Raw genomic sequence first — 25133 nt, 5'->3', positions numbered from 1 at the left:
ATTCTATATTATGAATGAGTAGAGTTATACTCTTGTCTATTCAATAATGGGATTAAATTTATCATAGTTCATTTCTTGAAAATCTCAAACTTATAAGTAATTGTAAAATAAAATGACAATTTAATGAATCTGGCGAAAAACTCTTTTCAATTTGAGTTTTAATTGCTATTATTCCTATTAGTATAGTAGGAATAGTAGGTGTTTTAAATTTGTCTTTGTATGAAAAATTACCAAGTGATTTTTTGATTCAATTTTATTATGAAGTGAAGAAAATGATTTCAAAAGGATTAGTTTCTAAAAATATGTACTATGAACTAGGACTAATAATTGCATCCGCTTCAAGAAGAGGAATACTAATGGATAAGCCAAAAGATTTTGAACAACACATTGTTCACGAAGTATTAATGGAATTAAGTAACTAGAATTCTGCCATAATTGAATAAATAGTTAATTGTAAGAGGTCTCCATTAAACAAACACAAAAGCCACTAATAAAAATCAGTGGCTTTCTTCTACTAAAGCTACCGTTTCTTTAAGAAGTTGTGGCGGTTCAATCTGCTTTTGGTTTCCATACCACTAATGGGTATTGACAGTTTTCGTTCCTATCAGTATATACTTTCACAACCTTCAAACTTATTTTCAACGATTACAGGAATTCTGCCCCCTCACTGTTTATATTTCTGTGGAATAAAATCCAATTATAAATAAATTCACTACGTCTACATTATTTTATTTTTATATTTAGTATGGGTAAAATTTGGTTTCCAATTCCTCATTAATCACCCTCACGACCGCGCGGGGTGATTTTCTCGTTTTCTAGACATTTTTCCGAAAGATATAAGAGCTGATTTCATGAAAAATCCCCTTCAGAACTTCTCGTAAGATTTTTTAGGATTTGACCCGTACTCTCATCGACCTTATGACATGTGCTTTTTCAGGTCTTGAGCCTGCCCCGTTAGCGGAAAAACAAAGCGACTGCTTTTATTGAACAATCGCTCCTATTGTAGTTGTGAGCCTCAAATTTTTTTAACTGAATGCCTAAAGACTGAGCATTCGGATCGTTTTTAACTTGGTTATAAATTTCTTCGTAGTGTTTTTCATAAATTTGATACTCATCAATTTTTTTCTTCACAAATACCCACCCTTTGATTGATTGAATGTAACAAAAAGGGACAGTACCCATTTACAATTGGGTGCTGTCCCTTCGGAAAATTTCAACTATCTTTTTTGTGAATTTTTTAAAATTTTAATCGGGTGTTTTTAATCCTTTTTTATACCATTTGTAAAATCTTAAAATGATGAAATAAATAATGAGTTTTGTCAGTAAGCCGTATGACCAATGCCAGTTCTTATTTTCGATTAAATCTGTATAGCGAGCTAATAAGTATTCGTACATTTGATGTATTCCAATGAATATCAAGGTATAGATTATTCGTATAAATTTTCCCTTATTCTTTGGATACCACAAAATATAAAAGACATTAAAAGTTGGATAAATAATGTAATGCAAAGAAATTAACATATCAGATGCGTAAGGAAACTCACGATATGGAAAGATTATATTCCCTAATTTAGTTTGAATAAATACGTATAACCATCCTATCGCTTGGGCAAACAAGAAAACAAGGTGTGCTTCCCTCACCCTATTCCTTGGGATTTTCCACCATAACATTCCAATAGCTACTGTCCACGAGATGATCAAAACAAATAATTCTTTACTCATAATTTACTTTGCTTACTGCCACGAGTTCTTTTTTATACCATGAATAATAGGAATGGTTGATAAATAAGACAATCAAAACCGATATAAAAGTCCAGTACCAACGCCAAGTATGATATTGTACTAGATCCGTGTACCTTTCAATCACAACCTCGAGAATAGTAAATATACCTGTAATTATTAGATAGTATAAAACAATAACCATTTTATTTTTGTATTTAGGATAATACAAACTAAAAAGAATGGCTAAAAGTGGGAATAAAAAATATTCAAACAATAAACTTGATTTATTAGTTTGATTCTCATTTGGTAATAATTGAACAGGATATTCGATCCATTTCTTCTCTACAGCAATTAGACCCAATGGCCATGTTAACATTTGAAGTGATAAAAATATAATTACGGCATCTCTCAACTTTTGAAGAGGTACAAATTTTATTAGAAATATAATAGAAGTTACTATGATCATCACTAATATCCATCTATCCGTATTCAATTTTCTCACTCCAATATGGTTTTTACTGCTAGTATGCTTTTTTCGTTGAATTTTATTAACTTCACCTCACATATAAATATAGATGTCCATTGTTATAACCTATGTGTACCGAACAAACGTTGCACGTTCCCCTTTTCGAAAATTTATTTGAATAATTAAAATGTTGTTATAAATTAGACACTTTATACTAATCACTAATATGGTACTATTTTCTTAAGGAATTTTTGTCAAATTAAGAATAACCATGCTTTTTGCATCGAATTCTGGAATATCATCCATTTCTTTCAATATGTATTAGATAAAGACTGATAATCTGTTTTTAGAAATTGCCACTAATTTAATAGATTGGGAGTGATCCGAATGAGTTTACCCGTTAATGGATGGCTGCATTATACAAATCGAGAGAAACTATCTCATGACTCGGTGTATAGGAAACGTATTGATTTGATTTGCAAAAATGCGATTGAAGAGGATCTTGGCCATGGGTTTAAACGTTATACGTGGATACCTGCCATCCGGATCAATAATGGTGAATATCTGGACTTTCGATTAGAAGCACATAAAAATGAACAGGTAATTAGCGCAGGATACTTGAGTGCCCCCATTGCAAATATTTATTCGATACAAAATGGTCCAAGTGACCCAAATGCCATGATTGTTATCCTTCATAATGCTTCTGATGTACCTTCAGACGTTTCCCTGTGGGTCGTGGTTAAAAATAATGGATAGTTATTATGTTAAAATTCTAATAGTGTCCATCTAAAAAGAAATAGACAGTCATAATTAACAATAAAATAATAAGTAAAAACATTAAAGCCTACGTTGTGTATCGCAAGCATTAGAAATGTAATGCAAAATGACCTACAAATTGTTTACTAATTTGTAGGTTTATTTCTGTTGAAATAAAGGGATTTCAATTATTATTTTGAGCGAAGTGGCATCCTTGAAGGGTGTTTTGCAAAATAATTGGTCCTAACTTGTTGGTTTTCGAATCTTTCTTGTTTAATATGAATTTATATATTTTTCAGTATATTTGCTGGGTTTCCTGCGACTATTGAATTAGCAGGTACATCTTTCGTAACAACAGGTCCTGCAGCACTAATTGAATGTTCACCAATTGTGATTCCTGGTAAGATAACACAACTACCACCAATCCAAACATCATTTCCAATCGTTATTGGAATAGCATAACCACTCTTGTTCCTATCTTTAGGTTCAATTGAATGACCAGCCGTATATAGTCCAACATTTGGTCCAATCATACTACTTCTGCCATATCTAAAATCGTAAAGTTATAACCAGCATAGAAATTATCTCCAACGTGAATGTTGTATCCTAAATCACAATGGAAATTATGTTCAATACTCGAATTTACCCCTACTGTTCCAAACAATTCCTTAATAATTTTCTCTTTTTTTAAGAAAACTCAATTGCACAATTATTAAATTCTTGAACTAGTTTATGGGCACGGAGATTTTTCATCCTTAGTTCCTGCGTACCTCGTTCATAATAAATTTTCTTTTTAGCCACCATACCTAATCTCTTTCCTTCTGTTATTTATTAAAATACCACATTTTATTCAAGAAGCTGCCACGTTCAAGATTAAATACCTTATTTCGTTGTTGAAGTAAATCTACCCGTTTGTTTAGGTGAAATAATTCATATTTTCTCAATTTTGAACCTAATTCAACTCTATTAAAATCTTATAAATTTTAGTTTCCTGTTAATCAAAATACTTTTGTAAAGTATGTTTTAGACCATTCTCATTATTACTCAAAGTGACCTCATCAGCGATCACCTTTACCTCATCTGGTGCATTCCCCATCGCAACCCCTAAACCTGCGTATTTTAACATATCCATATCATTAAAGTTATCTCCAATGGCCATGATTTCCTGATTTGTAATGTGATATAGGTTCTCTAGCTTTTTAATAGCATTAGATTTGGAAACATTACCTGACATGATTTCTAAATAGGTATCCTTTGACTTATAGATGGTTAAATTAGCGAATTTATCTTTTAATGTTGATTCAAGTTGATTAATTATTTGTGGTTCCCCCATACACAAACATTTATGAATAGCATGGTTCTCTTCAATAAATGAAGGGAGTTGACGATGAATTGGAGTAGCATTTGTAATTTCCATTTCTTGTATAACCCATTCATTTTGACTGTCACTAACCACCCATTGGTTATGGCTATATAAGCTAATATTAATGGATGAGTAAAGTTCATTGACTATTTTATATAATTTTTGTACATCTGTTTGCAATAAGCTGGTGCTATCAATGATTGTTTTTTCTCCATTGTCATTATCTGGACCTAAAATCAGAGCACCACTATAGCATATTATAGGAGAATCAATGGATAACGTTTGCTGAAGATGTAGGATGCCACTCGGCATTCTTGCTGATACGAGTATAAAGGGAATATTATTGTTCACAACTTTTAAAATTGCTTTTTTGGTTTCTTCTGTAATTTGATGATTTGAATTTAATAAGGTTCCGTCGATATCGCTAAAAATAGCTTTAAGTGTCATATTTTATTGTCCTCCTTCATTTAATTAAACACTAATTTTCTTAAAGTATGCTCTAACTTCTTCTCAGTTTGTTTATATCAACTGCGATTTGTGCCATTCCTAATTGGACCTATGCCTCGATTGGTGAAAAAGGTTAACACCTACATACCATCAAATGATTTCCATAAGGGTCTTTGAAATTAAACCAATGATTATGCTCAATTTCTGTTGTTAATTCAACATTCTTACCCTTCAAAAACTTATAGGCTGCTTCGATATTGTGGGTATTAAAATGAAAAGCTGGGGTTTTGAAAATATTTTCTTCTGAATAGGTCTTGCTATCCAAGACAATTCCAGTTCCATTCGTTGTAGGTACAATAAATAAATGCCCAAAAAAAATCTCACCTTCTGCATCTAGCCCCAAAATATCACAATACCAATCCCGTGCTTCTTCGACATTACTTACAGGAATAAAGACTGTTCCGATTTGATTTAAAACAGGATTCATTGGAACCTCCTAAAATATAATTTATTAAAATAATTCGCTTTATTTTATATATCTCCTTTTTATTAAACTAACCGGCCCCATAAGTGGAACAAGAAAAAAGCTGTAAAAGCAGCTTATTATTCTTTAACTAAAGCAACTGTTAGCTTAAGTACAACTCTTAACAAAAGTGTTGAAAGATTACGTAATCATAAATTTATGAATTTGGATTAAACTACTATAAACGGATACAGGAGCACAAAATATGACTAAAGGATTTGAAAAAAAGGTATTAAGGATATTATTTGTTTTTGGAATCGCCACATTTATAAATTTAGTTAGAAAGCCACCACTAAAAGATTGGTTGATCATTTTTTTATTAAAAAGCTACATTGCTTCAATATTGGATAATGTTCTAGTAAAAAAAGGCTACCTTAAATATCCAGTTAATTTATTTAAAACTTTTGACATTAGTGTTTTATTTAGTTACTTACTTTTCCCTGTAAGCTGTATTTACTTTAATCAATTAACCAGTAAATCAAGTAACTTAGGAATTTTTATTAAGGCGTTATTATTTAGTGCCCCGTCTGCATTAGCGGAGGATTGGCTTGAAAAAAACACAAAGTTAATTAGCTATAAAAAATCATGGACATCCATACATAGTTTTTTTTCAATTGCCACAACCTTTATTATGGTCAGGTATCTTATGGGGGTAATTAGGAAGTTATCAAAAAAACAAACCGAAAACACACAATAGTTCACATCCGAAGCGTTATTAAACGCTTCTTATTTATGTCATCTTTAGTATCAAATACCCATTAAGTTTAATTTCTTATTTAACTAAACTCATTTAGTACAATAAAAAAAGGCTGCCGCAACAGCCTTACAATCATACTCTCAAGCATCCGTTACTTCATTAGAATTAACCCCTGAACTATTCTTCAATAAAATAAAATTATTATGAAGCTCCCTTTCATTAATTGCAATCCTGTCTGCTAAGTCTATCGTTCGTAAAACAAAATCTTTTACTCCGATAAATTCAGATTCAGCAATCAAATAGAATTGTGTTCCCTTTTTAAAACCTTTAAAATTATTCTTTAGCTTATACATCTTCATAATGTTACCTGATTACTTCCTTAATCTTTTTTTATATGACCAATACAAGTACAATGTATTATTTCCTTCCACTCAAAATCATTGCATTTCATAATATTTTCTTATTCAATAAGAGCTTTGGCAATTTCATGTCATTAGCAAGTTTTTTGCTATTCAATTCAGATACCCCATGTTTCTTTAGGACATTTAAAAGCTCTTCTTTTGCTTTTGTTTTCAAGTTATCAGCTATCCTTATATAATCTATTTTTGTTAGTTATAATTATATAGGAAATTAATAATCCTTTTGTTATTTCTTTAAAGATATTCTTAACTAATTCGCGCTTTGTGACAGACGAACATGGACTTTAGTATAATGAAATTGGATGAAATATTAATCAAAATAAAGAAGGTGATGCTTGAATGAGAATTAATTTATCAGAGGATCAAATAGCGGAAATAATACGAATCGTTCAAAAAGAACTTTTGATAAAAGGAATAGTTCCAACAGATGAATATCTATTTATCCACTGTTTTTCGAAATTACAGAAAGAAACCGTCTATTATCATTTGTTCACAGAAAATGATACGTTGATACTCCGCTGCTATGCACGCGTATTTGACAACCTAGGTTTGAGTGTGATGATCAGAAACACAGCAAGAAATGTATTTGAATATCTGAAAAATCAAACCGGATTACAAAACACAATTTATATAGAAAATGGTGTAGAATTAAAATTTTAGCTCTCGAACAATAAGAAAAGCCACCATATTTGGCAGCTCTAATTTTTCGCTAAAGTTCCTCTACTAGCAGTTTTGCTTACTTTAATATTCTCTCTTTATTACAAAAAACGAGCCACGAATGGTTCCTGCCAGTTTGGACTTCTGCCTAGCAAATTTAAACTTCCCTTCTAACTCTTTTGGTATCTCCATCCCCTCCGACAGCTTGAAACCAACGGCCCGTTTCGGCTTGGGACCATCAATCGTATACAAGACGTTGACCTCAAGACCATCCTCATAGAAGACGTAAGCCCAATTGATATTTTCCACTTGAAAACGCGATGTTACTAATGGTTTGGCCGCAAATTCAATATCACGCTCTTCTTTCAAGATTCGGTTCACATAATCAAGGGTCTCGCAGGACTCACTAGCTGGTACTACCGTAAATTCATGTTTGTATTTGTTCATAAAGTAACGGGCTTCATTTGCGCGTAAACCAGCAAGCGTTTCTGCTACCGGCGAAGACTCTAAGCCTACCGTAGACACATTTTTAAAATCAACGATATAGGACAAGTCCATCTCTCCTTTTATCTCTTTATTTCCTAACAACAGGAATCCACATTTCACCAAAAACTAAGCCGTCTTGCTGACCCATTTCAACCGTTGTATTGGGCCCACCCACATAAGCAAAATTCTTTGCTTCTGGCAAGACTTCTCCAAAGGCGACACCGGCAAGCGTATTATGCAGTTCATCAGCCATCTTCCCTTCCCCTTTTACAACAAGGTATTCCCCCTTAGGAAATTGGATCAGTCTGTCTCCTTCTGGTGCCGATGCCTCTGTCATGACGCCAGCATAATGCATCATCTTGTTATTCACCGCTTCGTTCACGGCAAAAACATAGTTATTTGTTGCTATAGATTTTAACCAGTCAAGCCTTCCATCTTGTTTGATGGACTGCCAAAAGTCTGCCTTTTCCTTGCTTATCCCTGCAAAGTCTGTGTAATGACTCTTAAGCTCGGTTCCAATCCCTAAAACGGTAAAACCGTCCTTTTCCTCTAGTGTATATTCTGCCATCTTAATACCATCCTCTTCTTAAAAATTTCAAATGTCTTGTATTCTTCACTTGATGGATATATCATAACCTTAAATCATGTCAAAAAATGATACTGTTTAGGAGTCCCGATGAAAAAAGTTGAACGGATTAATATCATCATGCGGTATATCAACAACCGTAATCACTTTACCATTTCTGAAATCATGCGAGAGTTTAACATCTCTCGTTCGACAGCTATTAGAGATATTAGAGAAATTGAGTCCATGGGGATGCCACTTGTCGCTGAAGTTGGAAGAGATGGGGGTTATTTTGTCATGCACAACTCTGTCCTTCCTGTAGTCCGCTTTACCGATAATGAAGTCAAAGCCCTTTTTATTGCCTTTATGGCCACAAGAAATCAACAGCTCCCTTATCTAAAGAGTCGTCAGTCTTTAGCTGAAAAATTACTTGGTCTCCTCTCTGAAAACCAGCAAGATGACCTTGTTCTTTTAAATCAAATCTTGCTTTTTGAAGGGACCAACCCCTATAATCCCGACCTACTTGATCTATCAGACCTCCCACATCCGATGTTAGAAAAACTGATCCAAACCCTTCAGTTGGATCGTTATTTATTGATTACTATCCAAGAAGAGGAGGTAATCAAGTCTTATCCAATTTATCTCTTGCACCTTTATCGAGAAAAAAGCCTTTGGCTGATTGAAGGGTTTGACTTAAAGGAAGAAAAAAAGCGGATTTTTCCAGTCGACCATCTCACCAATGTCGAGCCCTACCCGACGAAAAAAAGAGTAAGTAAGAAAAAGATTTTAGAAAAACTAAGGAAGCAGGAAGAGGAAATCAACCTAATCCTTGAACTTGGTCCAAAAGCGATTGCCCAGTTCAAAAAATACCATCCATTAAAAGTTTCAATTTCCTACACGAATCCTTACCAATCCACAGCGATTCTTAAGACCTTTATCAATGTTAATATGCCCGAAGAATTGACCGAAATAATAAATTGGCTACTTTTCCTAGGTGGGGATATCAATGTCAGGGAAATCCCAGAGGAAGTAGTAAAAGGTTTACAAGAGAGATTACACTTATACTGCCCATGAACATAAACTTTTTCTACGATAAAAAAAAGACCATCATTAATGATGATCTTTAGACGCGCTTGACTCCAATATATCTTGCATGCCAATAAGGGTTACTTGTATAGGTAATAATGACCCCTTTTGAAGAGGATGCCATGATCATTTTCCCGTATCCAATATAAATGGCTACATGGGTTGGGGCACTTGCTTTGGTCGGCGCGTAGAAAAGTAAATCGCCAATTTGTAAATTAGATGGTCGATATCCGTTTCCATAGTACATTTGGGCAGCCGTGCGATTAAGTGTTCTTCCCGCTTTTCCGTATGAATACTTTACAAGACCTGAACAGTCAAATCCGCTTGGCGACATTCCGCCCCATCGGTACGGAACTCCAAGATTAGATTTTGCGATCGAAATCGCTGCTGTATGATAATTATAAGTTGCTGCTTCCGCTTTTTCACCCTTGGCGGCGAACAAAGAGCCACAAGAAGCTAAGATGGTAAAAGCTATGATGAATTTCTTTAGCATGATTGTTTCCTCCTAGTGTGATTTGATAGTTTCACTATACTAGAAAGGTATAACAGACTCATCACAGCAATATGATAATTTCATTACAAAGTAATTCTATTATAATTTTTTCATTGTATGAATGAAAAAAGAGCCATAATATTATTCCGTTCCATAGTTCAGGTATATATTTTATTTAATAAATAGAATATGGTTTCAGCAGAATCAATAATTAATTTGTAGCAGTTTGGAGAGTGAAATAAATGAAAAAAATTATTGTACCGATTATTACAATTTTACTTACTCTAAGTGGATGCTTTTCAGTGAAAGAGCAAGGGCCAAAATCCATTGGAAGTAATTTAAATACTCAAAACACTATAAATACACAAAATGAACTGGCAACAAATGAAGCAAATAACCAACTCTATGTTAAACGAGTGAAACCCTCAACAACAACAAACCTTAAAGATGGTGACACAGTCAGTGTGGAAGCTGAAGTATCTGAACCAGTTTCTAACCTTACATTAGTATATAAAAAACAAAAAGGAATGATTTAATACAATTCACGCTTGTTCCTGAGGAGGAAATTGATCTTACACCTAATACAAAATTAAAAGGAAGTAATCAGATTTTTTCACAAGGGACCCTTGGAGATTGGGTTAGATTCAATAAATTATTACAAAAATGATATAGATTGGACGTCATTCCGCCTCGTTCACCAGTAGTGAAAAAGGTCACAACCAAATCCAAGAGTATAACTGGAAAGGCAGAAAAATATTCACTAGTAGAGATCCTTGTTAAAAATAAATTATTGGGAAGCGTCAAAGCAACAAGGGGTGGAACCTATTCATTAAAAATAAAGGGAATGAAAAAAGGAACAATCATTAAGATTATAGCAATAGATGCTGCTAAAAATCGAAGTAAGCAAGTTACTACTAAGGTTTACTAATTGAACAACTCTTTATCTACGGAAAATATTCAAGTGCGGCATTTTTATAATAAAACGCAGAAAAACGCCTTCAAACATGATTTTTGAAGGCGTCTTTGCAATTTTGGAGAAATTCTTTATTGTAACCTTCTCCTTTTGAAATCAATTGCCCGTCAATGTTTCTTGATTTTCAAGTAATCTAAAGTTTCTTTATCGTACAATCATTTCCTTTATTCTCTAATATCATATATTAGTTGATTGAAAAGGTGGTGATATAAATTGTCTGATCGAAATGGGAATAAATCTTCAGCAGCCTATGGTTATTTCACACTTGTTGGAAGCGATTCAATCTTAGTAGGACCCAATGAAAATATACGATTTAATCAGCATGGCTCATTGAATAATATAAAATTTTCCCAAAATAGCCATACTATTACCGTTTTGAAATCGGGAGACTATAAGATAGAATATACGTTACTCATTGATGGTCCCGCTTCCACCTCTGTATATGGTATTTTCTTAAACCATTCTTTGGTGCCTAGTAATCTAACCAACTTTGGCATTACAAGACAAGTAAATAATGCTACTCTAATGCTTATAGGACAAGCAATTATCCATGTTTCCAAAAATTCCACAGTAGAACTAAGAAATATAGGAACTGCTACAGATACACTACTGCCAATTTTAGGGAATAACAACATCAATGCCGCATCAATATCGCTGGTGAAACTTAATTGATAAGTGATGTTACGTTGCATGGTCTATTCTTTGAAGGTTATTCTGAGCCTCCTTGGCTTGGTTATGAAAAAAGGAAAACGACCTAGATTATATTTTCAACTAAATGGAAATAACTCCACAGGAACTATACAAAAACACGTTGTGTCAAACAAACGTGTTTTTCTTATGTCTTGACATATGCATTTACTTAATCCATTGTGTTTAGACTCAAGTGGATTTTATTGGAAGTTAGGGAAAAACCCAAGCTTGTCTCTTTCAAATACATATAGATATAGTACAAAATCACAAGAGAGATAAATGGAAGGGAGGGACATCAGCGGAGTGAGAGACAAGTGGAGGTCATGTCGATTTAGGGAAATCCTTAATACCAGCTAGATGAAAGGAGATCAATATGTTTCAACTTTGGATGACCATTTTAACCTTTTTGGGTACCCTCATCTTGATTCTTTGGAGACCTAGAGGCATGAATGAAGCCATACCTGCGGCGGTAGGTGCGATTATTGTCGTACTAATTGGGAGTGTTTCATTATCTGACCTAGCAATCATTTCTGATACAATCAGCGGTGCTGCGGTTACCATTATGGCAACCATTGTCATGGCGATTGTATTAGAAAGTTTTGGGTTCTTTCACTGGGTGGCAGAGAAGCTCGCGACAAAAGCAAAGGGCTCAGGCATTCGATTATTCTGGTATGTCAATCTTCTCTGTTTTCTCATGACCCTCTTTTTTAATAATGATGGAAGTATTTTGATCACGACCCCCATTTTAGTCATGTTACTAAACAATATGGGCTTAAAGAACCATCAAAAAATCCCCTATTTGCTGTCTGGAGGTTTAATTGCAACCGCTTCGAGTGCACCAATCGGTGTAAGTAATATAGTAAACCTTGTTGCATTGAAAATCGTGGATATGACGTTGTGGATGCATACTGCGATGATGTTTGTTCCTGCAACGCTTGGACTACTACTCCTAGTGGGGCTCCTGTTCCTTCGTTTTCGCAAAATCTTACCAAAAACAGTTCCTACCGAGGTAACAGGACTATCACTCCCTTCTTACCCTCCACTTAAGACAAGCCATAAAGGGCTTCAGTATGCTTCGCAGAAAGCACGGTCAAGGTTTATGCGTAACGTCCTCCTTTTCGTATTTGCAGTACGTGTCAGTTTGTTTGTCGCTTCATTTTTCGCTATTCCCGTCTCATTCGTAGCTGTTTTTGGATCTCTGGTTCTCTTGGGATGGAGATGGGCTTATCTAAAAATATCCCCTGCCGATATGTTGAAAAAAACACCTTGGTATATTATCATTTTCGCCTTTGGTATGTATACCATCATTTATGGTCTCAATAACATCGGTTTAACGGACTGGTTGATTGGATTTATGCAGCCAATCATTAAAGGAAGTCTGTTCCATGCAAGTTTGATGATGGGAACACTACTAACCGTAACGTCCAACATATTTAATAATCACCCAGCCCTTATGGTTGGAACGCTTACGTTAACGAATATGGAGTTAAGTCTACTTTCCTTGAAAATCGCCTATTTAGCTAACATTATAGGCAGTGACATCGGTTCGTTACTTCTTCCAATGGGAACTCTGGCTACATTGATGTGGATGCACATTGTCAAGCGCGGAAAAATCAGAATAACTTGGAGTGAATATATTAAAGTCACGGCTGTTGTCATCCCGCCTACTGTGTTATTCACATTAGTTGTCTTATATTATTGGGTTTCTACGCTTTTTGGGGATGTTCTAATAAGATAACACCTTTTGAGGAAAAAGGAGAATGAAGAATGTTTAAAGATTTTGAAGAAAAGTATTAACACTTGCTAAAGGTTTGTTTGTTCAGGTTTATGTGTCAGGGAAAAAATCCATTCACGGCTATTTAACTAGCATTATGAGTGACTATTTTGTCCTTCACTCCCCTGTATACAAATCCATGTTTATCTCAATGTATCATGTCAAATGGCTCATTCCTTACCCATCAAAAGTAACCCCTTTTTCATTAAACAGTGAATCTCTACTACTTAAACCTAATCTACTCCGTTGTCTGGATCTTTTAGTGAACAATTGAAAAAAGTTGAAAATCAACTAATTATAATAGATGGTGGAGAAAATACTGAAAAAATAGGCTTACTTCAAAAGATTCGTAATAACAAAATGATTCTTATAACAGCTGAAGGGGAAATGGTTTGTCGCAATTTAGAGCATATCAAAACAATACAATTACCGTAAATACCTTATGTAATAAATGAGAATCTTAATAATTCATCTTTAACCAAAAATAAATAAGTAGGTGATATCCACACATGAGAAAACAAAACAAACAAAAAGAGTAATCCAACCAGAGTTTGCCGACGAGGATGGATTACTCAATCACTTTCGAGTTTTTTGTTAGACCGTGTCGTCCAAGTCACGGTCTTCTTTAAGGTGTACCATATATTTTATTATATGTTGTTTGATTAATTTTGTTTAAGGGCAGGAAAAATATTGTAGTTCTATTTTCCTGTTTTATTTCACTAATTTAGTTACTCTTAATGATTTAGGGATTTTAATGTTCTCCATTAACAAGCTTCTTCATCCCGTATAATTCCGCTGAAAGCTCCAAAAACCATTCCTTATCCCTTCTCCATCCGGTTGGTTATTAAATGGATCCGTTCATTACTTGTTTAAAATTCTTCGTATTCAGCTGGATCTTGATTATTGATCCTTCCATCAGGGCGAGTAAATCCTGAAATTATGCTCATTTCAGATTCATTCAAGGTGAAGTCAAAGATTGATATATTTTCTAGTTGCCTTGTAGGAGAAGCAGATTTTGGAATCGAAATGGCCCCCAGTTGATAATGCCAACGAAGGATGATTTGTGAAATGGATTTATTGTGATGGCTGGCAATCATTTGCAGCGTGTCATTTTGTAAAATATCATTGGCACGAGCTAATGGGCTCCATGACTCAATCTTAATCTCTTGTTCTTCATGCCAAATTCTTAGATCTGCTTGATTGAAGTAAGGATGTAATTCAATTTGGTTCACACTTGGCTTAACACCCGTTTCCTTTTCTAGACGCTTTATGTGTTCAGGCAGGAAATTACAAACACCAATTGAACGAATTAGCCCTTTCTTTTTTGCTTCAATTAATGCTTGCCATGCTTCTACATATTGGTCTTGTTTTGGGTTCGGCCAATGGATCAAATATAAATCATAATAATCGAGATGTGCACGATATAAGGATTCTTCAATCGTCGTTACTGCTTTGTTATATGACTGATAACGACCCGGTAATTTCGAAGTAATTCTTAACTCTTCTCTAGGAACCGAACTGCGTCTAACTGCTTCACCCACTGTACCTTCATTTTCATAATTATAAGCAGAATCTATTAATCTATAACCGATATCCATCGCACTTTGGATAGAATTAACCCCATCATTTCCTTTTAGCTTATATGTACCCAGCCCGATTACAGGCAAAGTAAGCCCATCATTAAGAGTCAACTCTGGAATGGCTTTACTCATTAACCAATCCCTCCTTTCAGTAATATCATAAGATTAGCACAATTCCGAATCTTTTTCATGATTGGAGGCTTACCGCAAAAAAGCATTTACCACGGAACTTGATTCTCCTGGTAAATGCCTTTATCCATTAATTAAATGAAACCAAAATAAAACACCTTGATTATCTATTCAATTGTTTCACTTTCAAAAGCTTACTTTCCTTACTTTCCTTGCTTACCTTGATAATTTCCCCGATAATACTGACTGCAATTTCTTGTGTGGTTTCCGAGCCAATGTTCAAGCCGATTGGAGAGTGTACCTGTTCCAACCGTTCTTGACTGACGCCTTCGCTTTTTAATTTTTCAAATATGGTTATGACCTTGCGTTTGCTGGCGACCATGCCCACATACGCAATAGGAAATTGCAGTGCCGTTTTTAAGACGATGTCATCGCCATCTTTTGTCACAATCACCACATAGGAGTTCTCATTTAGGCCGGCTGCCAGTAAGGCTTTTTCAATATCCTCGTTCACATAAAGGTTCGTCGCATTAGGAAAGCGATCCTGCGTACAATAACCCACTCGATCATCGACAATGCAATAGGGGATTTCAAGGAAATCGGCAAGCTTTGCCAACGCTTGGCCTAAATGTCCGGCACCGCATAGAACAAGTTCAGGCCTGCTTTTATAGACTTCAATAAACACCCGCAACGTTCCCCCACAACTCATTTGAATTCCGTCTTTTGCATGTCTATTTAATTTGTATTCAACGATTTTCGATTTTCCATCTTTAATCGCTTTAACACTCTCTTCAATGATGTAATATTCAGCCAAGCCCCCTCCGACAGTGCCTTCAATCGTACCGTCACGGTAAACTATCATTTTTCCAACATGCTGGGGAGTTGAGCCTTTTGATTCGATGATCATGGCTAAGGCAAAGGTTTCGTTTTGACGGTTCAGTAAGGCCACTTTTTCCATCAGTAGCATGAATAGCTCTCCCCCTTCTTTTTAAAATTAATTCGGTTGATATTGCTTCATGCTCAGGAAATTGCGTAAAAGATTTAAGGCGACGGTTTTTCTGTAAGCGGCTGTGGAGCGCTGATCGTCGATCGGCCGAATAATCTTACTGAAAGCTGCTACCACTTGAGCAATGTCTGCATCGGCTAATGGAATGGTTTTTCCGACCAGCATTTTTTCAATATTAATGGAACGAACCATAGTAGGTCCGACCGCCCCTACGCATAAGCGCACATCATCGATTCGATCAGTATTTATTCGGATATATCCTGCAAACCCTACTTTGGCAATGGCATCAGCATTGCGGTTGCCCACTTTCTCGAAAACAACATGAGCACCTTCTTCTAAAACGGACGGTAAGATAATTTCAGCTAAAATCTCATTTTGATGCCGCCCTACCCGCCTTGGACCTTGAATAAAATCGCTAATAGCCACTACTCGATCACCATTAATCGAGCGCAGTACAAGTTTTGCATTATATACATATAATAATGGCAGTGTGTCGCCAGCCGGAGATGCATTGCAAATATTCCCGCCTAATGTCCCTCTGTTTCTTATGGCCGGTGCCGCAATCGTTTTGATTGCGTCCTTTAATGGTACTGGGATTAACCGCTCTTCAAGTAATTCGCTATAGGTACAGCAAGCCCCGATGTGGAGATCGTTGTGATTTTGATATACCTGCTTTAATTCGGAAAGATGATCAATAAAAACAAGCGGTTTTGGGAATTTCAGAGGTACTCCCCTTCCACTTTTGTGAAGAACCATGACATCGGTGCCGCCCGCCATGATTACACAGTCTTCACTATTCAATTGGCTCAATGTTTGGTCTAACCGTTCAAAGCGATACGTGGTTATTTTCTCTACCATAAGCCATCACCTTTTTTTGCTGCCTGATTGATCGCATCAACAATCATATTGTAGCCCGTACATCGACATAAATTTCCAGAAATCCCCTCACGTATCTCAGCCTCGGAAGGATGAGGATTTTTAGATAATAACGCGGCACTTGCCATAATCATCCCCGGAATGCAATAGCCGCATTGCACTCCCCCGGCACTAGAATAGCTCTCATCTAAGATCTTAAATTGTTCGGAATCAAGTATTCCTTCAATCGTTTGAATATTGGCTCCATCAATCGAGCCAATAGGAATCAGGCAGCTGTTTTGCAGAAGGTTATTCACAAATACACTGCAGGCTCCGCACTCCCCTTCACCACAGCCTTCCTTTGTTCCGATTAACTCAAACTCTTCTCTTATTAAATCTAGTAATCTTACAGTAGCAGGAGCGTCCGTTTCTACTGTTCTTCCATTTAGTGTAAATTTAATCAACCTCTTCACCTTCTTTCCTCCAAAGACTTTCAATAATGACTTCCGGTGTGATTGGAATTTGCTGAAAAGAAGTTTGCAGTGCATCCTCGATTGCCGCTTGGACGGCTGGAGCACCGCCGATTAATGTCAATTCACCCGCACCCTTCGCCCCGTACGGACCATCAGCATAAGGGTTATCAAAGACCTTGCTTTCGATTGAAACGACGTCCAATGAAGTCGGCGGTCCATAATCCGATATGCTTTTTTGTTGGATCCTGCCTTGCTTTGACGTCATCTTTTCTAAATAGCCGTACGCTAACCCTTGAGCCAGACCACCATCAATTTGGCCTTTCATAATTCTGTCATCGATGACCTTCCCCACTTCATAATTGCCGTATACTTTTTCTAGCTTAATATTTCCTGTTAACGTATCCACTTCCAATTCAACGATATTCACACCCCATGAATAAGCGGGATAAGCATCTCCTGTGAAGGTTGTTTCGTCCCAAGGGATCATTTCACGATGAACATAATGTTCCACTACTTCCTGTTCCACTCCTATTTGCCACTGGTCCTTTAGTTTTTTTGCGGCCCGTTCAAGCAATTTTCCGACAATCATCGTCGTCCTCGAGGCTACGGTCGGACCGGAGTCTGGAACTTCTTTTGTATCGGGATACGGGTACAATACTTCTTCGTACGGGAGGTCTAGTTCTTTGGCGACAATTTTAGACAGGGTCGTCAAAATGCCTTGTCCCATATCAGAATTTGAGATTTTAAGTGATACCTTTCCGTCCTTTGATTTAAACAGTTTCACTGTTGCTTTAATATGGTCTCGTTCGCCACTGCCTGTAAATCCACAACCATGGAGGAACAACGAAGTTCCAATGCCTTTTTTATAACGTTGATTTTGTTGATTGTAATGCTGAAACTCTTCTTTCTTATTTTTGTATTTAGACTTGTTAAGTAGATCGTCAATCATATCTTGCACTAATATTGGGTCGCGGAATATACCTTTGGTAATGGTGGGGTCTCCTTGTTTGACGAGGTATTTTTGTTTATATTCAAGTGGATCGATATTTGCTAGTTTACTAAGATGTCCCATATGACTTTCGATTCCGGCAAAGCTTTGAGGAGCACCAAAGCCTCTGAAGGCACCGTTCGGAACCGTATTGGTTTTTAAGACATAGCCTTTTGCATGAAAGTGCGGAATTTTATAAACACCGGCACTGTTTATTAAGGCACGCTGCAGCACGACAGAACTCAAACCCACATTCGCTCCGCCATCCAAATAGATATCTACACACAGGCTTAAGATATTTCCTTCCTTATCTATGGCCGTTCGATATTTAAGTTTGGCCGGGTGCCTTTTTGTGGTTACTACCATATCCTCAGCACGGTCGAACACGAGCATCACTGATTTTTTTACTGCTTTTGCCGCAACAGCTACGTGACATGCCATCATTGAAGGGAACTCTTCTTTGCCGCCAAAACCTCCGCCGGTCGGGCTTTGGACCACTCTGACTTCATCATCGCCACAGGCTAACGCGCTTAGTAAGGCATTTTTTATATAATAAAGACATTGCATTGAACCCTGGACTTCAATTTCATCATCCTTATATATGGCGAGCATTCCTTGTGGCTCAAGGTAGACATGCTCCTGATAACCCGTTTCATATTCTTCTTCAATTATTTTATGGGCTCCCTGTTCAATCACTGTAATGTTCTCTAAGCTTTCTCCGAATTCATAGCTTGCCATATTTACACCAGTTGTAGATTTTTGTTGGATGGCTTCGTCCAATGTATAAATAGGCTGATGTTCTTCAAATTCGACCTTAATTTCACTTAACAATCCATACAGGACATTAAGTTCTTTTCCAACGAGCATAAGAATCGGCTCACCAATATAATTGACCCATTCATTCGCAAAAATGGGCTGATCTTCTTTGATGATTTTGACATAATTTGGTCCAGGAATATGCTCTGCCCCAACCGCTTCATAACCTTCAGGAAGGTTCGGTAACTGAATTGACTTGATTTTTCCATACGCAATGGTCGACCGGTACAAAACCCCATAAACCATAGTTTCTACTTTCACGTCACTAATGTAGGGCAGCTGACCCGATACTTTACCACCATGGTCCTTTTTGGGCACTGAGGTGCTTATGTCTTTTAGGTTCATTCCAACAACACCCTTCGACTCTTTTTTTATAGGGGACACTTTATTTATAGAAACCTCTTCCTATGATTTTATAAACGAGAATCATATTTTATGATTCATTTCATTCAAGAATTTATGATGCTTCATGTAAAAAAGCCGAAAATATACAAGTAAATGAATAAAAACTCGCATATTTTTGGCTTATTGATAATTTATCTGGTCTTTTTTTAGAAAATATGGTGTTCCCCCATCTCTCTCCCAGATTAATTCAAATGAGTTAAGCTCAAATGAACCACTTGATGATATGTCTAAACCATCGGTAAATTCAGAAAGGTCGTGTAAATAAAGGGAATATAAATTGCGAAGAATATGCTTTTCATCTTTAGATAGTAATTTTAATGAATTTTTATAGCTATCCTGCTTAGTTGAACAAGAAAAAAGCCTTACTCCTTATTGAAGTAAAGCCGCCCGTAGCTTAAGTATAATCCTTCACAATATAAGCCCCTTTATTATTGGGCGATTTGTTCTTTTCAAATAGATATTGTAACCAATAAAATAAAAATGCCTTTGAAAAGAAATATAAGAAGAATTGATGATTATTAAAACGAACTAATTTATAATATCTTATTTTTTTCGCGAAAAATGACAACGGATAAGCAAAGAATGCATTTAAAATTGCATTAATTAAAATAAACCTTTTAAAAATTCCCGTATGTAAACCTAAGAAACCACATTGAAACAATTACTTTTTATTTTTATCTTTATCATCAAAGGCAACTTCAATAAAGAATAATAATAAAGCTGTAATAATTTCTGTTGTCGATGGAACTGTAATACTATTCATAAATTCATCTACTGTATGTAAAGCTAACCAAGTAAATGTGCAATCAATAACCATTCGTGTGATAAATAATTTATATTTACCTGATATATAATCGGATGATAACTTGATAAAAGCATTAGAGAATAAATCCATTACAACACCCAATAGCAAGAAAAACAACACAAAACCTATAAGGGAGTATGGAGATGTATATTGCACTCCAAATAAACTAAAAAAGCCTGCAATCCCAAAGAAAAAACTCCCTATCACAAAAGTAATGGATAGGAAAACAAGGAGTGTTAATGCTGTAATAACTAAGATCTTTTCAAATAGATTCAAATTTCGAAATGAATTTTTATCATAATTTTGATTCATTGTTTATTAACAATTCCTTTTTCGTGAACTTACAAATTATTAACATTTATTTCCTCTCATTGTAATATACCTTCTTTTACTAAACTGCCCGTTTGTTGAACAAGAAAAACAGCCACCAGAAATGGCAGCTGGAACGTCTAATTTTGAACCCGTTCGTTTAAGTTTGAACTTCACAATCTCAACTCAACAAGTAGTCTCCTCACATGACCAGTCTCTTGCATGTTTCAAGGTAATATCTATAAAACCTGATAATGCAGGGGAAACCCATTTGTTTTTGTGATAAAGGACTTGGGAGTATATCAGTTTTAAATCAGCTTCACAAGGAATAATTTTCAACTTTCCTTCTTCGACTTCATCCTGTACAGCTATTAAAGGTAAATAAGCAATACCAAGACCACTCATTACAGATCGCTTTATCGCCTCAATACTCCAAAGTTCCATAATATTGGAAGGTACAATCCCTCTTTCCCGTAGGAACTCTTCAAATATTCTTCGATAACTGGCTTCTTTTTCGTTAGTAATTAAACACTCGCTAAGCTTCTGATTTTCGTAACTTTTAGCTAAACTGTTCAGGGAACAGTCAGGACTTCCAACGAGAACAATTGGTTCGTTCATTAACGGATGGATGACTAAATCTGAATCCTCAAACCGTGGCAACATGACAAACGCAATATCTGCTCTACCATCAAGTATTGATTTCTTGTTATCACCGCAGGTGGCGTTACTTAAACTGATGCGCACATGAGGAAATTTCTTTCTATATTCTCTTAATATTATTTCTAGGCGGTATACCGTTAGAGATTCCGGGGCCGCTATCTTTAACTCCCCTCTTATATCCTCACCATCACTAGTAATGCTTTCGATTTTTCCATAGGTATCTAAAATCTCTTGTATATATGGCAACAACTTCTTGCCAATATCAGTCAATCCAACCTTTCGACCCATCCGATCAAACAGAGGTCCACCTAAATGTCCTTCAAGTGCCTGAATATGAGAAGTCACTGTCGATTGAGTGTAGCCTAAATGTTCTGCTGCTTGTGTGAAGCTGCCCGTTTCAATGACCTTTTTAAACGTAACAAAATGGCGTATTTCCATTATTTCACCTACTTAAATTTACTCTTACTTTTATAGTATCAAAAAAATCAATGGATAACTTCATAAACTTCAATTTTACTAATAATTATTTGCAAGTTATTATTTAGAAAAAAACATTATATAAAGACAACGGAGGTATTTGAGTTTTGAAGCGTATACACTATAGCTGGTATATTCTTGTTATAACATTTTTCTCTATTATTGTAGCCGGAATTGTCATGTCATCTTCAGGGGTTTTCATAGATCCCTTAGAAAACGAATTTGGCTGGGATCGATCTATTATTGCACTTGCTTTTGCAATTAGTCTCTTTTTATATGGGATATCAGGACCGTTCATGGCAGCATTATTAGAAGTGATTGGGTTAAAAAAAATGATGATCGTTTCTATGGCAACTTTGCTGACAGGTATCATACTTACTTTAATGATGAACCAGTCATGGCATATGATCCTTATTTGGGGCGTTATAATTGGATTAGGAGCAAGCCTTTTTTTAACGGTAGTAAGTCCATATGTGGCGAATCATTGGTTTGAGAAAAGAAGAGGTCTAGCAGTAGGAATATTAACAGCAAGTACAGCAACTGGTCAGTTAATTCTACTTCCTGTTTTAGCGGCTATAATTGAAAATTATTCGTGGCGCTGGGCGATTGCTTTATTTATGATCCTTAGTTTCATAATGCTTATCATAATCCTTTTATTTATGAAAAACACACCTAAGGATGTTGGCATTCTTCCATATGGACTGGAAAAAGAAACACAAGTGAGCAATAAAGGAGAAAAGAAAAATCCTATTGTTTTAGCCTTCAATGGCTTATTCGAAGCTGTGAAGGTGAAGGAATTTTGGTTATTAGCAGGTAGTTTCTTTATTTGTGGGCTTTCAACGAGCGGATTAATTGGTACTCATTTTGTTTCTTACTGTATTAGTTTTGGCATCCCTTTAGTGACAGCAGCTTCTTTTCTTTCGTTTATGGGAATCTTTAATCTAGTAGGAACAACTCTATCCGGGTGGCTGTCAGATCGTTTCGATAATCGATGGCTATTATTTTGGTACTATGGTTTAAGAGGGGCTTCGCTTGTATTACTTCCTTTTGCATTAAATGAAGGTTCCACTACTATGCTAGTTTTCTTTACTGTATTTTATGGATTAGATTGGATTGCAACTGTTCCCCCTACTATTAGTATCTCAAGACAAATCTTTGGTACTACTAAAAGTGGAATAATTTACGGTTGGATTTTCGCATCACATCAGGTAGGTGCTGCAGTCGCTGCATATGGAGGGGGTCTAGTCTATAAATTTTTCAACACTTATACTTGGGCATTCTTCTCGGCAGGAATGTTCTGTTTACTTGCAAGCTTATTTGTCATTATTATTAAGAAACAACATTCAAGTCAATTAACTAAAGAAGGAATAATGAATATATAGCAATTCGTAAAAAAATAAAGGTCAGATATTTACTTTACTCTCACAGCACGAGTTACGTTATCTGACAAAGAGTTTATAGATTCTGGCAAGCAACCTGTAATCCATAGAATTTATATTTTAGTTATAACTTGGTGTTCAAAAGCCAAATTTCTAGGTACTGCAGTAAGAGATTTGGCTTTTTTATTTGGATTCACTTATATTCTTCTGCTGCTTTTTAAAGAATCGCCTCCGGTTATGAAGCGGAAAAATATAGTGAAATCTAAGCTTTATCATAATAATCAATGGCTTTTTGGTAATCCTCCAGTGTATCAACATCCATTAAAACTCCCGGATCCTCTGCATTCATATATTTCTTATCGAAACAGCTTAATACTACACGCAGATTACTGTCTGGTTTGGTTTCGAGAATTTTCTGTTTCACTTCACTTGATAATTTGATAGGGTGACCACCTTTACAATTAAAACTGGGAATCACTACGTTCCCTTCTTGTACTGCTAGTAACTGAACGGTCTCTTTTTTTACAAGCGGACAATCTCCAGGTGTAATAAAGAAGGTTGAGGCATTTACTTCGCTACTTCCCTTTTGGATGGAACTAAACATTCCCTGGTTAAAGTATTCATTGTAAACAAATTTCAGCTGAAATGTATAGGCATTTTTATTGTTGATTTTAACAATTTCCTCTTGGATTATATGTGCTTGAAACCCCGCTACGACGATGACCCTGCTGCATATTCCTTCAAATTTTGATAGGGTTTGCTCCAATACAGTCATTTGCCCGAGTGGCAGAGTCATTTTATATGCATTCGCACGACTAGAGTATCCAGCAGCTAGGACAATTGCTTCCATTTTTGTCACCTTCTATATGTTATTTAATCATTTTATTTACCTTGACTCCATGTTTGTCCATTGCGATCTAAGATAACCATTCCTAAGATACAGTAACTCCTTAAGAACTTACAAAGCGTCTAACTGGCGCTTTTTTCTTTCATTGATGATATTATGCGTTTACTAAAAATAAAATCACCATCCACAAATATGGATGGTGATGGAAATGGTAGATATTAGTATTAGAAAGTTAGTTTATAAAGTGTTTGTGCTATGTAATAGTCCACACAATTCCACTAGTTATGGCTGCTGCGTTCCCGCCCTGACCAGTTTCCTAATGTCTTTGTTGGACTAAACTCCGCAGGTAGGACTCGAACCTACGACCGATCGGTTAACAGCCGATAGCTCTACCACTGAGCTACTGCGGAAAAATGGTGCCGGCTAGAGGACTTGAACCCCCAACCTACTGATTACAAGTCAGTTGCTCTACCAATTGAGCTAAACCGGCAAATAATTTGAGGTATTATAAAGTTTGTACACGCTGAAAAGTTACGTCATCCTGACCTCAGAATGCTTATGCAAGCAGCAATTTGGTCAGTATGCTGAAGCCTTTTCAGGATGCCTATTCGGTCGTGCTCTACCAATTGAGCTAAACCGGCATAATACTTACGTCATATTTACATAATAATCGGATAATGAATCTTTTTCAAGAAATTTTTTAAATTTTAGTGGAAATGACGGGAGTTGAACCCGTGTGCAAAGATCTTGACACTTATACATCTACGAGTGTAGTCAGTAGAATTGATTTCACTTACTTCGTTAGCCTACTGACAGGCGTTGAAGCAGTTAGTCTGGTTAGTCTCTTCCTTCATCCTCAGACGGTGGAATTCGGCGTAGTCCACTTAGAATGAGTCCCTTACCCTACCACATGGACGATGGAGGGAGGAACCGCTATCGTCTGATATTAGGCAGCGAAAGCGAAGTTGTTGTTTTGTTTGCCAGTTATAGGCTTTATCGTTTTAACGAGGCCGAATCCCTCGACTCGCAATATAAGCTCAAACGATCCCTGTCGATTCCAAGACATTCCCATAATATAATGGCAGAGAAGAAGGGATTTGAACCCTCGCGCCGGTTACCCGACCTACACCCTTAGCAGGGGCGCCTCTTCAGCCTCTTGAGTACTTCTCTGTAATAAAAGTTTCGCGTCAGTTCCGTTAAGAACTTACAAGAGAAATATATCATGTCTGCCAAATGGAAGATAGCTGTAAATTTTGGTAGTCCAAAAGACCTAGTTATATCAATAAA

General features: G+C 36.1%; 29 protein-coding genes, 3 tRNA genes, 2 other RNA genes and 1 pseudogene. 11 read left to right on the top strand and 24 right to left on the bottom strand.

What is annotated here, in order from left to right; all coding sequences use genetic code 11:
- The first annotated feature begins 209 nt into the window (after positions 1-209).
- The gene (locus QNH17_RS12750) at positions 210-422 is read left to right on the top strand and encodes a hypothetical protein (RefSeq protein WP_283879025.1); all 213 of its coding nucleotides are present in this window, start codon (positions 210-212) and stop codon (positions 420-422) included.
- A 532-nt stretch (positions 423-954) separates the two neighbouring features.
- Here QNH17_RS12750 and QNH17_RS12745 read toward each other — a convergent pair.
- The 3 genes from QNH17_RS12745 to QNH17_RS12740 form a co-directional block, all read right to left on the bottom strand.
- The gene (locus QNH17_RS12745) at positions 955-1131 is read right to left on the bottom strand and encodes a hypothetical protein (RefSeq protein ID WP_283879024.1); all 177 of its coding nucleotides are present in this window, start codon (positions 1129-1131) and stop codon (positions 955-957) included.
- Positions 1132-1245: 114 nt separating this feature from the next.
- Positions 1246-1671: a CBO0543 family protein gene (locus tag QNH17_RS30000; protein WP_481858622.1), complete on the bottom strand. Its 426-nt coding sequence runs from the start codon at positions 1669-1671 to the stop codon at positions 1246-1248.
- A gap of 43 nt (positions 1672-1714) precedes the next feature.
- A complete protein-coding gene (locus QNH17_RS12740; protein WP_283879023.1) occupies positions 1715-2215 on the bottom strand; it encodes a CBO0543 family protein in 501 nt (166 codons plus the stop codon).
- Positions 2216-2575: 360 nt separating this feature from the next.
- On the opposite strand from QNH17_RS12740, the gene QNH17_RS12735 reads away from it, so the two are divergent.
- The gene (locus tag QNH17_RS12735) at positions 2576-2944 is read left to right on the top strand and encodes a hypothetical protein (RefSeq protein WP_283879022.1); all 369 of its coding nucleotides are present in this window, start codon (positions 2576-2578) and stop codon (positions 2942-2944) included.
- Between the two features lie 284 nt (positions 2945-3228).
- On the opposite strand, the gene QNH17_RS12730 is transcribed toward QNH17_RS12735, so the two are convergent.
- The 3 genes from QNH17_RS12730 to QNH17_RS12720 all read right to left on the bottom strand — a co-directional run bounded on the left by QNH17_RS12730 (position 3229) and on the right by QNH17_RS12720 (position 5241).
- Positions 3229-3477: a DapH/DapD/GlmU-related protein gene (locus QNH17_RS12730; protein WP_283879021.1), complete on the bottom strand. Its 249-nt coding sequence runs from the start codon at positions 3475-3477 to the stop codon at positions 3229-3231.
- A gap of 461 nt (positions 3478-3938) precedes the next feature.
- Positions 3939-4754, bottom strand: coding sequence for a Cof-type HAD-IIB family hydrolase (locus QNH17_RS12725; protein ID WP_283879020.1), 816 nt, complete (start codon positions 4752-4754; stop codon positions 3939-3941).
- Between the two features lie 133 nt (positions 4755-4887).
- Complete coding sequence (locus tag QNH17_RS12720; RefSeq protein ID WP_283879019.1) at positions 4888-5241, bottom strand: VOC family protein; 354 nt, start codon at positions 5239-5241, stop codon at positions 4888-4890.
- A 241-nt stretch (positions 5242-5482) separates the two neighbouring features.
- Here QNH17_RS12720 and QNH17_RS12715 point away from each other — a divergent pair, with 241 nt between their 5' ends.
- Positions 5483-5974, top strand: a complete 492-nt coding sequence (locus QNH17_RS12715; protein WP_283879018.1) for a CBO0543 family protein — start codon at positions 5483-5485, stop codon at positions 5972-5974.
- Positions 5975-6114: 140 nt separating this feature from the next.
- Here the strand turns inward: QNH17_RS12715 and QNH17_RS12710 are convergent, their stop codons facing one another.
- Positions 6115-6333 carry a hypothetical protein gene (locus QNH17_RS12710; RefSeq protein ID WP_283879017.1) on the bottom strand — a complete coding sequence of 73 codons (219 nt, stop codon included), beginning with the start codon at positions 6331-6333 and terminating at the stop codon, positions 6115-6117.
- An 88-nt stretch (positions 6334-6421) separates the two neighbouring features.
- A pseudogene (locus tag QNH17_RS12705) lies at positions 6422-6529 on the bottom strand (SAM-dependent methyltransferase); the annotation flags it as partial.
- 203 nt (positions 6530-6732) lie between these two features.
- Here QNH17_RS12705 and QNH17_RS12700 point away from each other — a divergent pair.
- Positions 6733-7053 (top strand): hypothetical protein, encoded by a 321-nt coding sequence (locus tag QNH17_RS12700; RefSeq protein ID WP_283879016.1) that lies wholly within the window; start codon positions 6733-6735, stop codon positions 7051-7053.
- 81 nt (positions 7054-7134) lie between these two features.
- Here the strand turns inward: QNH17_RS12700 and QNH17_RS12695 are convergent, their stop codons facing one another.
- Both QNH17_RS12695 and QNH17_RS12690 read right to left on the bottom strand, forming a co-directional pair.
- The gene (locus tag QNH17_RS12695) at positions 7135-7602 is read right to left on the bottom strand and encodes a DUF8821 family protein (RefSeq protein ID WP_283879015.1); all 468 of its coding nucleotides are present in this window, start codon (positions 7600-7602) and stop codon (positions 7135-7137) included.
- 22 nt (positions 7603-7624) lie between these two features.
- The gene (locus tag QNH17_RS12690) at positions 7625-8104 is read right to left on the bottom strand and encodes a GyrI-like domain-containing protein (RefSeq protein WP_283879014.1); all 480 of its coding nucleotides are present in this window, start codon (positions 8102-8104) and stop codon (positions 7625-7627) included.
- A gap of 108 nt (positions 8105-8212) precedes the next feature.
- Between QNH17_RS12690 and QNH17_RS12685 the strand changes: the two genes are divergently transcribed.
- Positions 8213-9175, top strand: coding sequence for a helix-turn-helix transcriptional regulator (locus tag QNH17_RS12685; protein ID WP_283879013.1), 963 nt, complete (start codon positions 8213-8215; stop codon positions 9173-9175).
- Positions 9176-9224: 49 nt separating this feature from the next.
- On the opposite strand, the gene QNH17_RS12680 is transcribed toward QNH17_RS12685, so the two are convergent.
- Entirely contained in the window at positions 9225-9680 is a 456-nt protein-coding gene (locus QNH17_RS12680; protein ID WP_144549525.1) for a C40 family peptidase, read from the bottom strand.
- 242 nt (positions 9681-9922) lie between these two features.
- Between QNH17_RS12680 and QNH17_RS12675 the strand changes: the two genes are divergently transcribed.
- The 5 genes from QNH17_RS12675 (at position 9923) to QNH17_RS12655 (ending at position 13552) form a co-directional block, all read left to right on the top strand.
- Positions 9923-10216: a hypothetical protein gene (locus QNH17_RS12675; protein ID WP_283879012.1), complete on the top strand. Its 294-nt coding sequence runs from the start codon at positions 9923-9925 to the stop codon at positions 10214-10216.
- Positions 10217-10353: 137 nt separating this feature from the next.
- The gene (locus QNH17_RS12670) at positions 10354-10608 is read left to right on the top strand and encodes an Ig-like domain-containing protein (RefSeq protein ID WP_283879011.1); all 255 of its coding nucleotides are present in this window, start codon (positions 10354-10356) and stop codon (positions 10606-10608) included.
- 258 nt (positions 10609-10866) lie between these two features.
- On the top strand, positions 10867-11325 hold the full coding sequence (locus QNH17_RS12665; protein ID WP_283879010.1) for a BclA C-terminal domain-containing protein: 459 nt from the start codon (positions 10867-10869) through the stop codon (positions 11323-11325).
- A 391-nt stretch (positions 11326-11716) separates the two neighbouring features.
- A complete protein-coding gene (locus QNH17_RS12660; protein ID WP_283879009.1) occupies positions 11717-13081 on the top strand; it encodes an arsenic transporter in 1365 nt (454 codons plus the stop codon).
- 306 nt (positions 13082-13387) lie between these two features.
- Positions 13388-13552, top strand: coding sequence for a hypothetical protein (locus QNH17_RS12655; protein ID WP_283879008.1), 165 nt, complete (start codon positions 13388-13390; stop codon positions 13550-13552).
- 434 nt (positions 13553-13986) lie between these two features.
- On the opposite strand, the gene QNH17_RS12650 is transcribed toward QNH17_RS12655, so the two are convergent.
- The 7 genes from QNH17_RS12650 to QNH17_RS12620 all read right to left on the bottom strand — a co-directional run bounded on the left by QNH17_RS12650 (position 13987) and on the right by QNH17_RS12620 (position 21581).
- Positions 13987-14829, bottom strand: coding sequence for an aldo/keto reductase (locus tag QNH17_RS12650; RefSeq protein ID WP_283879007.1), 843 nt, complete (start codon positions 14827-14829; stop codon positions 13987-13989).
- 160 nt (positions 14830-14989) lie between these two features.
- A complete protein-coding gene (locus QNH17_RS12645) occupies positions 14990-15793 on the bottom strand; it encodes an XdhC family protein (protein WP_283879006.1) in 804 nt (267 codons plus the stop codon).
- A 27-nt stretch (positions 15794-15820) separates the two neighbouring features.
- A complete protein-coding gene (locus tag QNH17_RS12640) occupies positions 15821-16690 on the bottom strand; it encodes an FAD binding domain-containing protein (RefSeq protein WP_283879005.1) in 870 nt (289 codons plus the stop codon).
- Positions 16684-17160 (bottom strand): (2Fe-2S)-binding protein, encoded by a 477-nt coding sequence (locus tag QNH17_RS12635; protein WP_283879004.1) that lies wholly within the window; start codon positions 17158-17160, stop codon positions 16684-16686. Before QNH17_RS12635 ends, QNH17_RS12640 begins: the two co-directional genes overlap by 7 nt.
- The gene (locus tag QNH17_RS12630) at positions 17144-19309 is read right to left on the bottom strand and encodes a xanthine dehydrogenase family protein molybdopterin-binding subunit (protein WP_283879003.1); all 2166 of its coding nucleotides are present in this window, start codon (positions 19307-19309) and stop codon (positions 17144-17146) included. Before QNH17_RS12630 ends, QNH17_RS12635 begins: the two co-directional genes overlap by 17 nt.
- Positions 19310-20030: 721 nt before the next feature.
- Complete coding sequence (locus tag QNH17_RS12625; protein ID WP_283879002.1) at positions 20031-20486, bottom strand: YrvL family regulatory protein; 456 nt, start codon at positions 20484-20486, stop codon at positions 20031-20033.
- Between the two features lie 183 nt (positions 20487-20669).
- Positions 20670-21581 carry a LysR family transcriptional regulator gene (locus tag QNH17_RS12620; RefSeq protein ID WP_283879001.1) on the bottom strand — a complete coding sequence of 304 codons (912 nt, stop codon included), beginning with the start codon at positions 21579-21581 and terminating at the stop codon, positions 20670-20672.
- A gap of 146 nt (positions 21582-21727) precedes the next feature.
- Here QNH17_RS12620 and QNH17_RS12615 point away from each other — a divergent pair, with 146 nt between their 5' ends.
- Positions 21728-23002, top strand: a complete 1275-nt coding sequence (locus tag QNH17_RS12615) for an MFS transporter (protein ID WP_283879000.1) — start codon at positions 21728-21730, stop codon at positions 23000-23002.
- A 259-nt stretch (positions 23003-23261) separates the two neighbouring features.
- Here QNH17_RS12615 and QNH17_RS12610 read toward each other — a convergent pair whose 3' ends face one another.
- From QNH17_RS12610 to QNH17_RS12585, 6 genes are all read right to left on the bottom strand, one after another.
- Positions 23262-23849 carry a nucleotidyltransferase family protein gene (locus tag QNH17_RS12610; RefSeq protein ID WP_283878999.1) on the bottom strand — a complete coding sequence of 196 codons (588 nt, stop codon included), beginning with the start codon at positions 23847-23849 and terminating at the stop codon, positions 23262-23264.
- A gap of 252 nt (positions 23850-24101) precedes the next feature.
- An RNA gene (gene ffs / locus QNH17_RS12605) (signal recognition particle sRNA small type) lies at positions 24102-24185 on the bottom strand.
- A tRNA-Asn gene (locus tag QNH17_RS12600) sits at positions 24185-24256 on the bottom strand. The genes ffs and QNH17_RS12600 overlap by 1 nt, the downstream gene beginning before the upstream one ends.
- 4 nt (positions 24257-24260) lie before the next feature.
- Positions 24261-24336 (bottom strand) — tRNA-Thr (locus tag QNH17_RS12595).
- Between the two features lie 218 nt (positions 24337-24554).
- Positions 24555-24916, bottom strand: a transfer-messenger RNA (tmRNA) gene (gene ssrA, locus QNH17_RS12590).
- 9 nt (positions 24917-24925) lie between these two features.
- Positions 24926-25016: transfer RNA gene (locus QNH17_RS12585), tRNA-Ser, on the bottom strand.
- Between the last annotated feature and the right edge of the window lie 117 nt (positions 25017-25133).

Source organism: Neobacillus sp. SuZ13 (assembly GCF_030123365.1).
Classification (GTDB): Bacteria; Bacillota; Bacilli; order Bacillales; family Cytobacillaceae; genus Neobacillus.
The sequence above is the reverse complement of the archived record's forward strand: the minus strand, read 5'-3'. Positions and strand labels throughout refer to the sequence as shown.

Bases quoted from the DNA above. Each gene is read 5' to 3' on its own strand.
- QNH17_RS12690 (WP_283879014.1), bottom strand. From the start codon at position 8,104: ATGGCAGAATATACACTAGAGGAAAAGGACGGTTTTACCGTTTTAGGG.
- QNH17_RS12630 (WP_283879003.1), bottom strand. From the start codon at position 19,309: ATGAACCTAAAAGACATAAGCACCTCAGTGCCCAAAAAGGACCATGGT.
- QNH17_RS12720 (WP_283879019.1), bottom strand. From the start codon at position 5,241: ATGAATCCTGTTTTAAATCAAATCGGAACAGTCTTTATTCCTGTAAGT.
- QNH17_RS12650 (WP_283879007.1), bottom strand. From the start codon at position 14,829: ATGAGTAAAGCCATTCCAGAGTTGACTCTTAATGATGGGCTTACTTTG.
- QNH17_RS30000 (WP_481858622.1), bottom strand. From the start codon at position 1,671: ATGTTATGGTGGAAAATCCCAAGGAATAGGGTGAGGGAAGCACACCTT.
- QNH17_RS12685 (WP_283879013.1), top strand. From the start codon at position 8,213: ATGAAAAAAGTTGAACGGATTAATATCATCATGCGGTATATCAACAAC.
- QNH17_RS12620 (WP_283879001.1), bottom strand. From the start codon at position 21,581: ATGGAAATACGCCATTTTGTTACGTTTAAAAAGGTCATTGAAACGGGC.
- QNH17_RS12645 (WP_283879006.1), bottom strand. From the start codon at position 15,793: ATGCTACTGATGGAAAAAGTGGCCTTACTGAACCGTCAAAACGAAACC.
- QNH17_RS12710 (WP_283879017.1), bottom strand. From the start codon at position 6,333: ATGAAGATGTATAAGCTAAAGAATAATTTTAAAGGTTTTAAAAAGGGA.
- QNH17_RS12725 (WP_283879020.1), bottom strand. From the start codon at position 4,754: ATGACACTTAAAGCTATTTTTAGCGATATCGACGGAACCTTATTAAAT.
- QNH17_RS12730 (WP_283879021.1), bottom strand. From the start codon at position 3,477: ATGATTGGACCAAATGTTGGACTATATACGGCTGGTCATTCAATTGAA.
- QNH17_RS12610 (WP_283878999.1), bottom strand. From the start codon at position 23,849: ATGGAAGCAATTGTCCTAGCTGCTGGATACTCTAGTCGTGCGAATGCA.
- QNH17_RS12715 (WP_283879018.1), top strand. From the start codon at position 5,483: ATGACTAAAGGATTTGAAAAAAAGGTATTAAGGATATTATTTGTTTTT.
- QNH17_RS12640 (WP_283879005.1), bottom strand. From the start codon at position 16,690: ATGGTAGAGAAAATAACCACGTATCGCTTTGAACGGTTAGACCAAACA.
- QNH17_RS12735 (WP_283879022.1), top strand. From the start codon at position 2,576: ATGAGTTTACCCGTTAATGGATGGCTGCATTATACAAATCGAGAGAAA.
- QNH17_RS12625 (WP_283879002.1), bottom strand. From the start codon at position 20,486: ATGAATCAAAATTATGATAAAAATTCATTTCGAAATTTGAATCTATTT.
- QNH17_RS12680 (WP_144549525.1), bottom strand. From the start codon at position 9,680: ATGCTAAAGAAATTCATCATAGCTTTTACCATCTTAGCTTCTTGTGGC.
- QNH17_RS12675 (WP_283879012.1), top strand. From the start codon at position 9,923: ATGAAAAAAATTATTGTACCGATTATTACAATTTTACTTACTCTAAGT.
- QNH17_RS12700 (WP_283879016.1), top strand. From the start codon at position 6,733: ATGAGAATTAATTTATCAGAGGATCAAATAGCGGAAATAATACGAATC.
- QNH17_RS12660 (WP_283879009.1), top strand. From the start codon at position 11,717: ATGTTTCAACTTTGGATGACCATTTTAACCTTTTTGGGTACCCTCATC.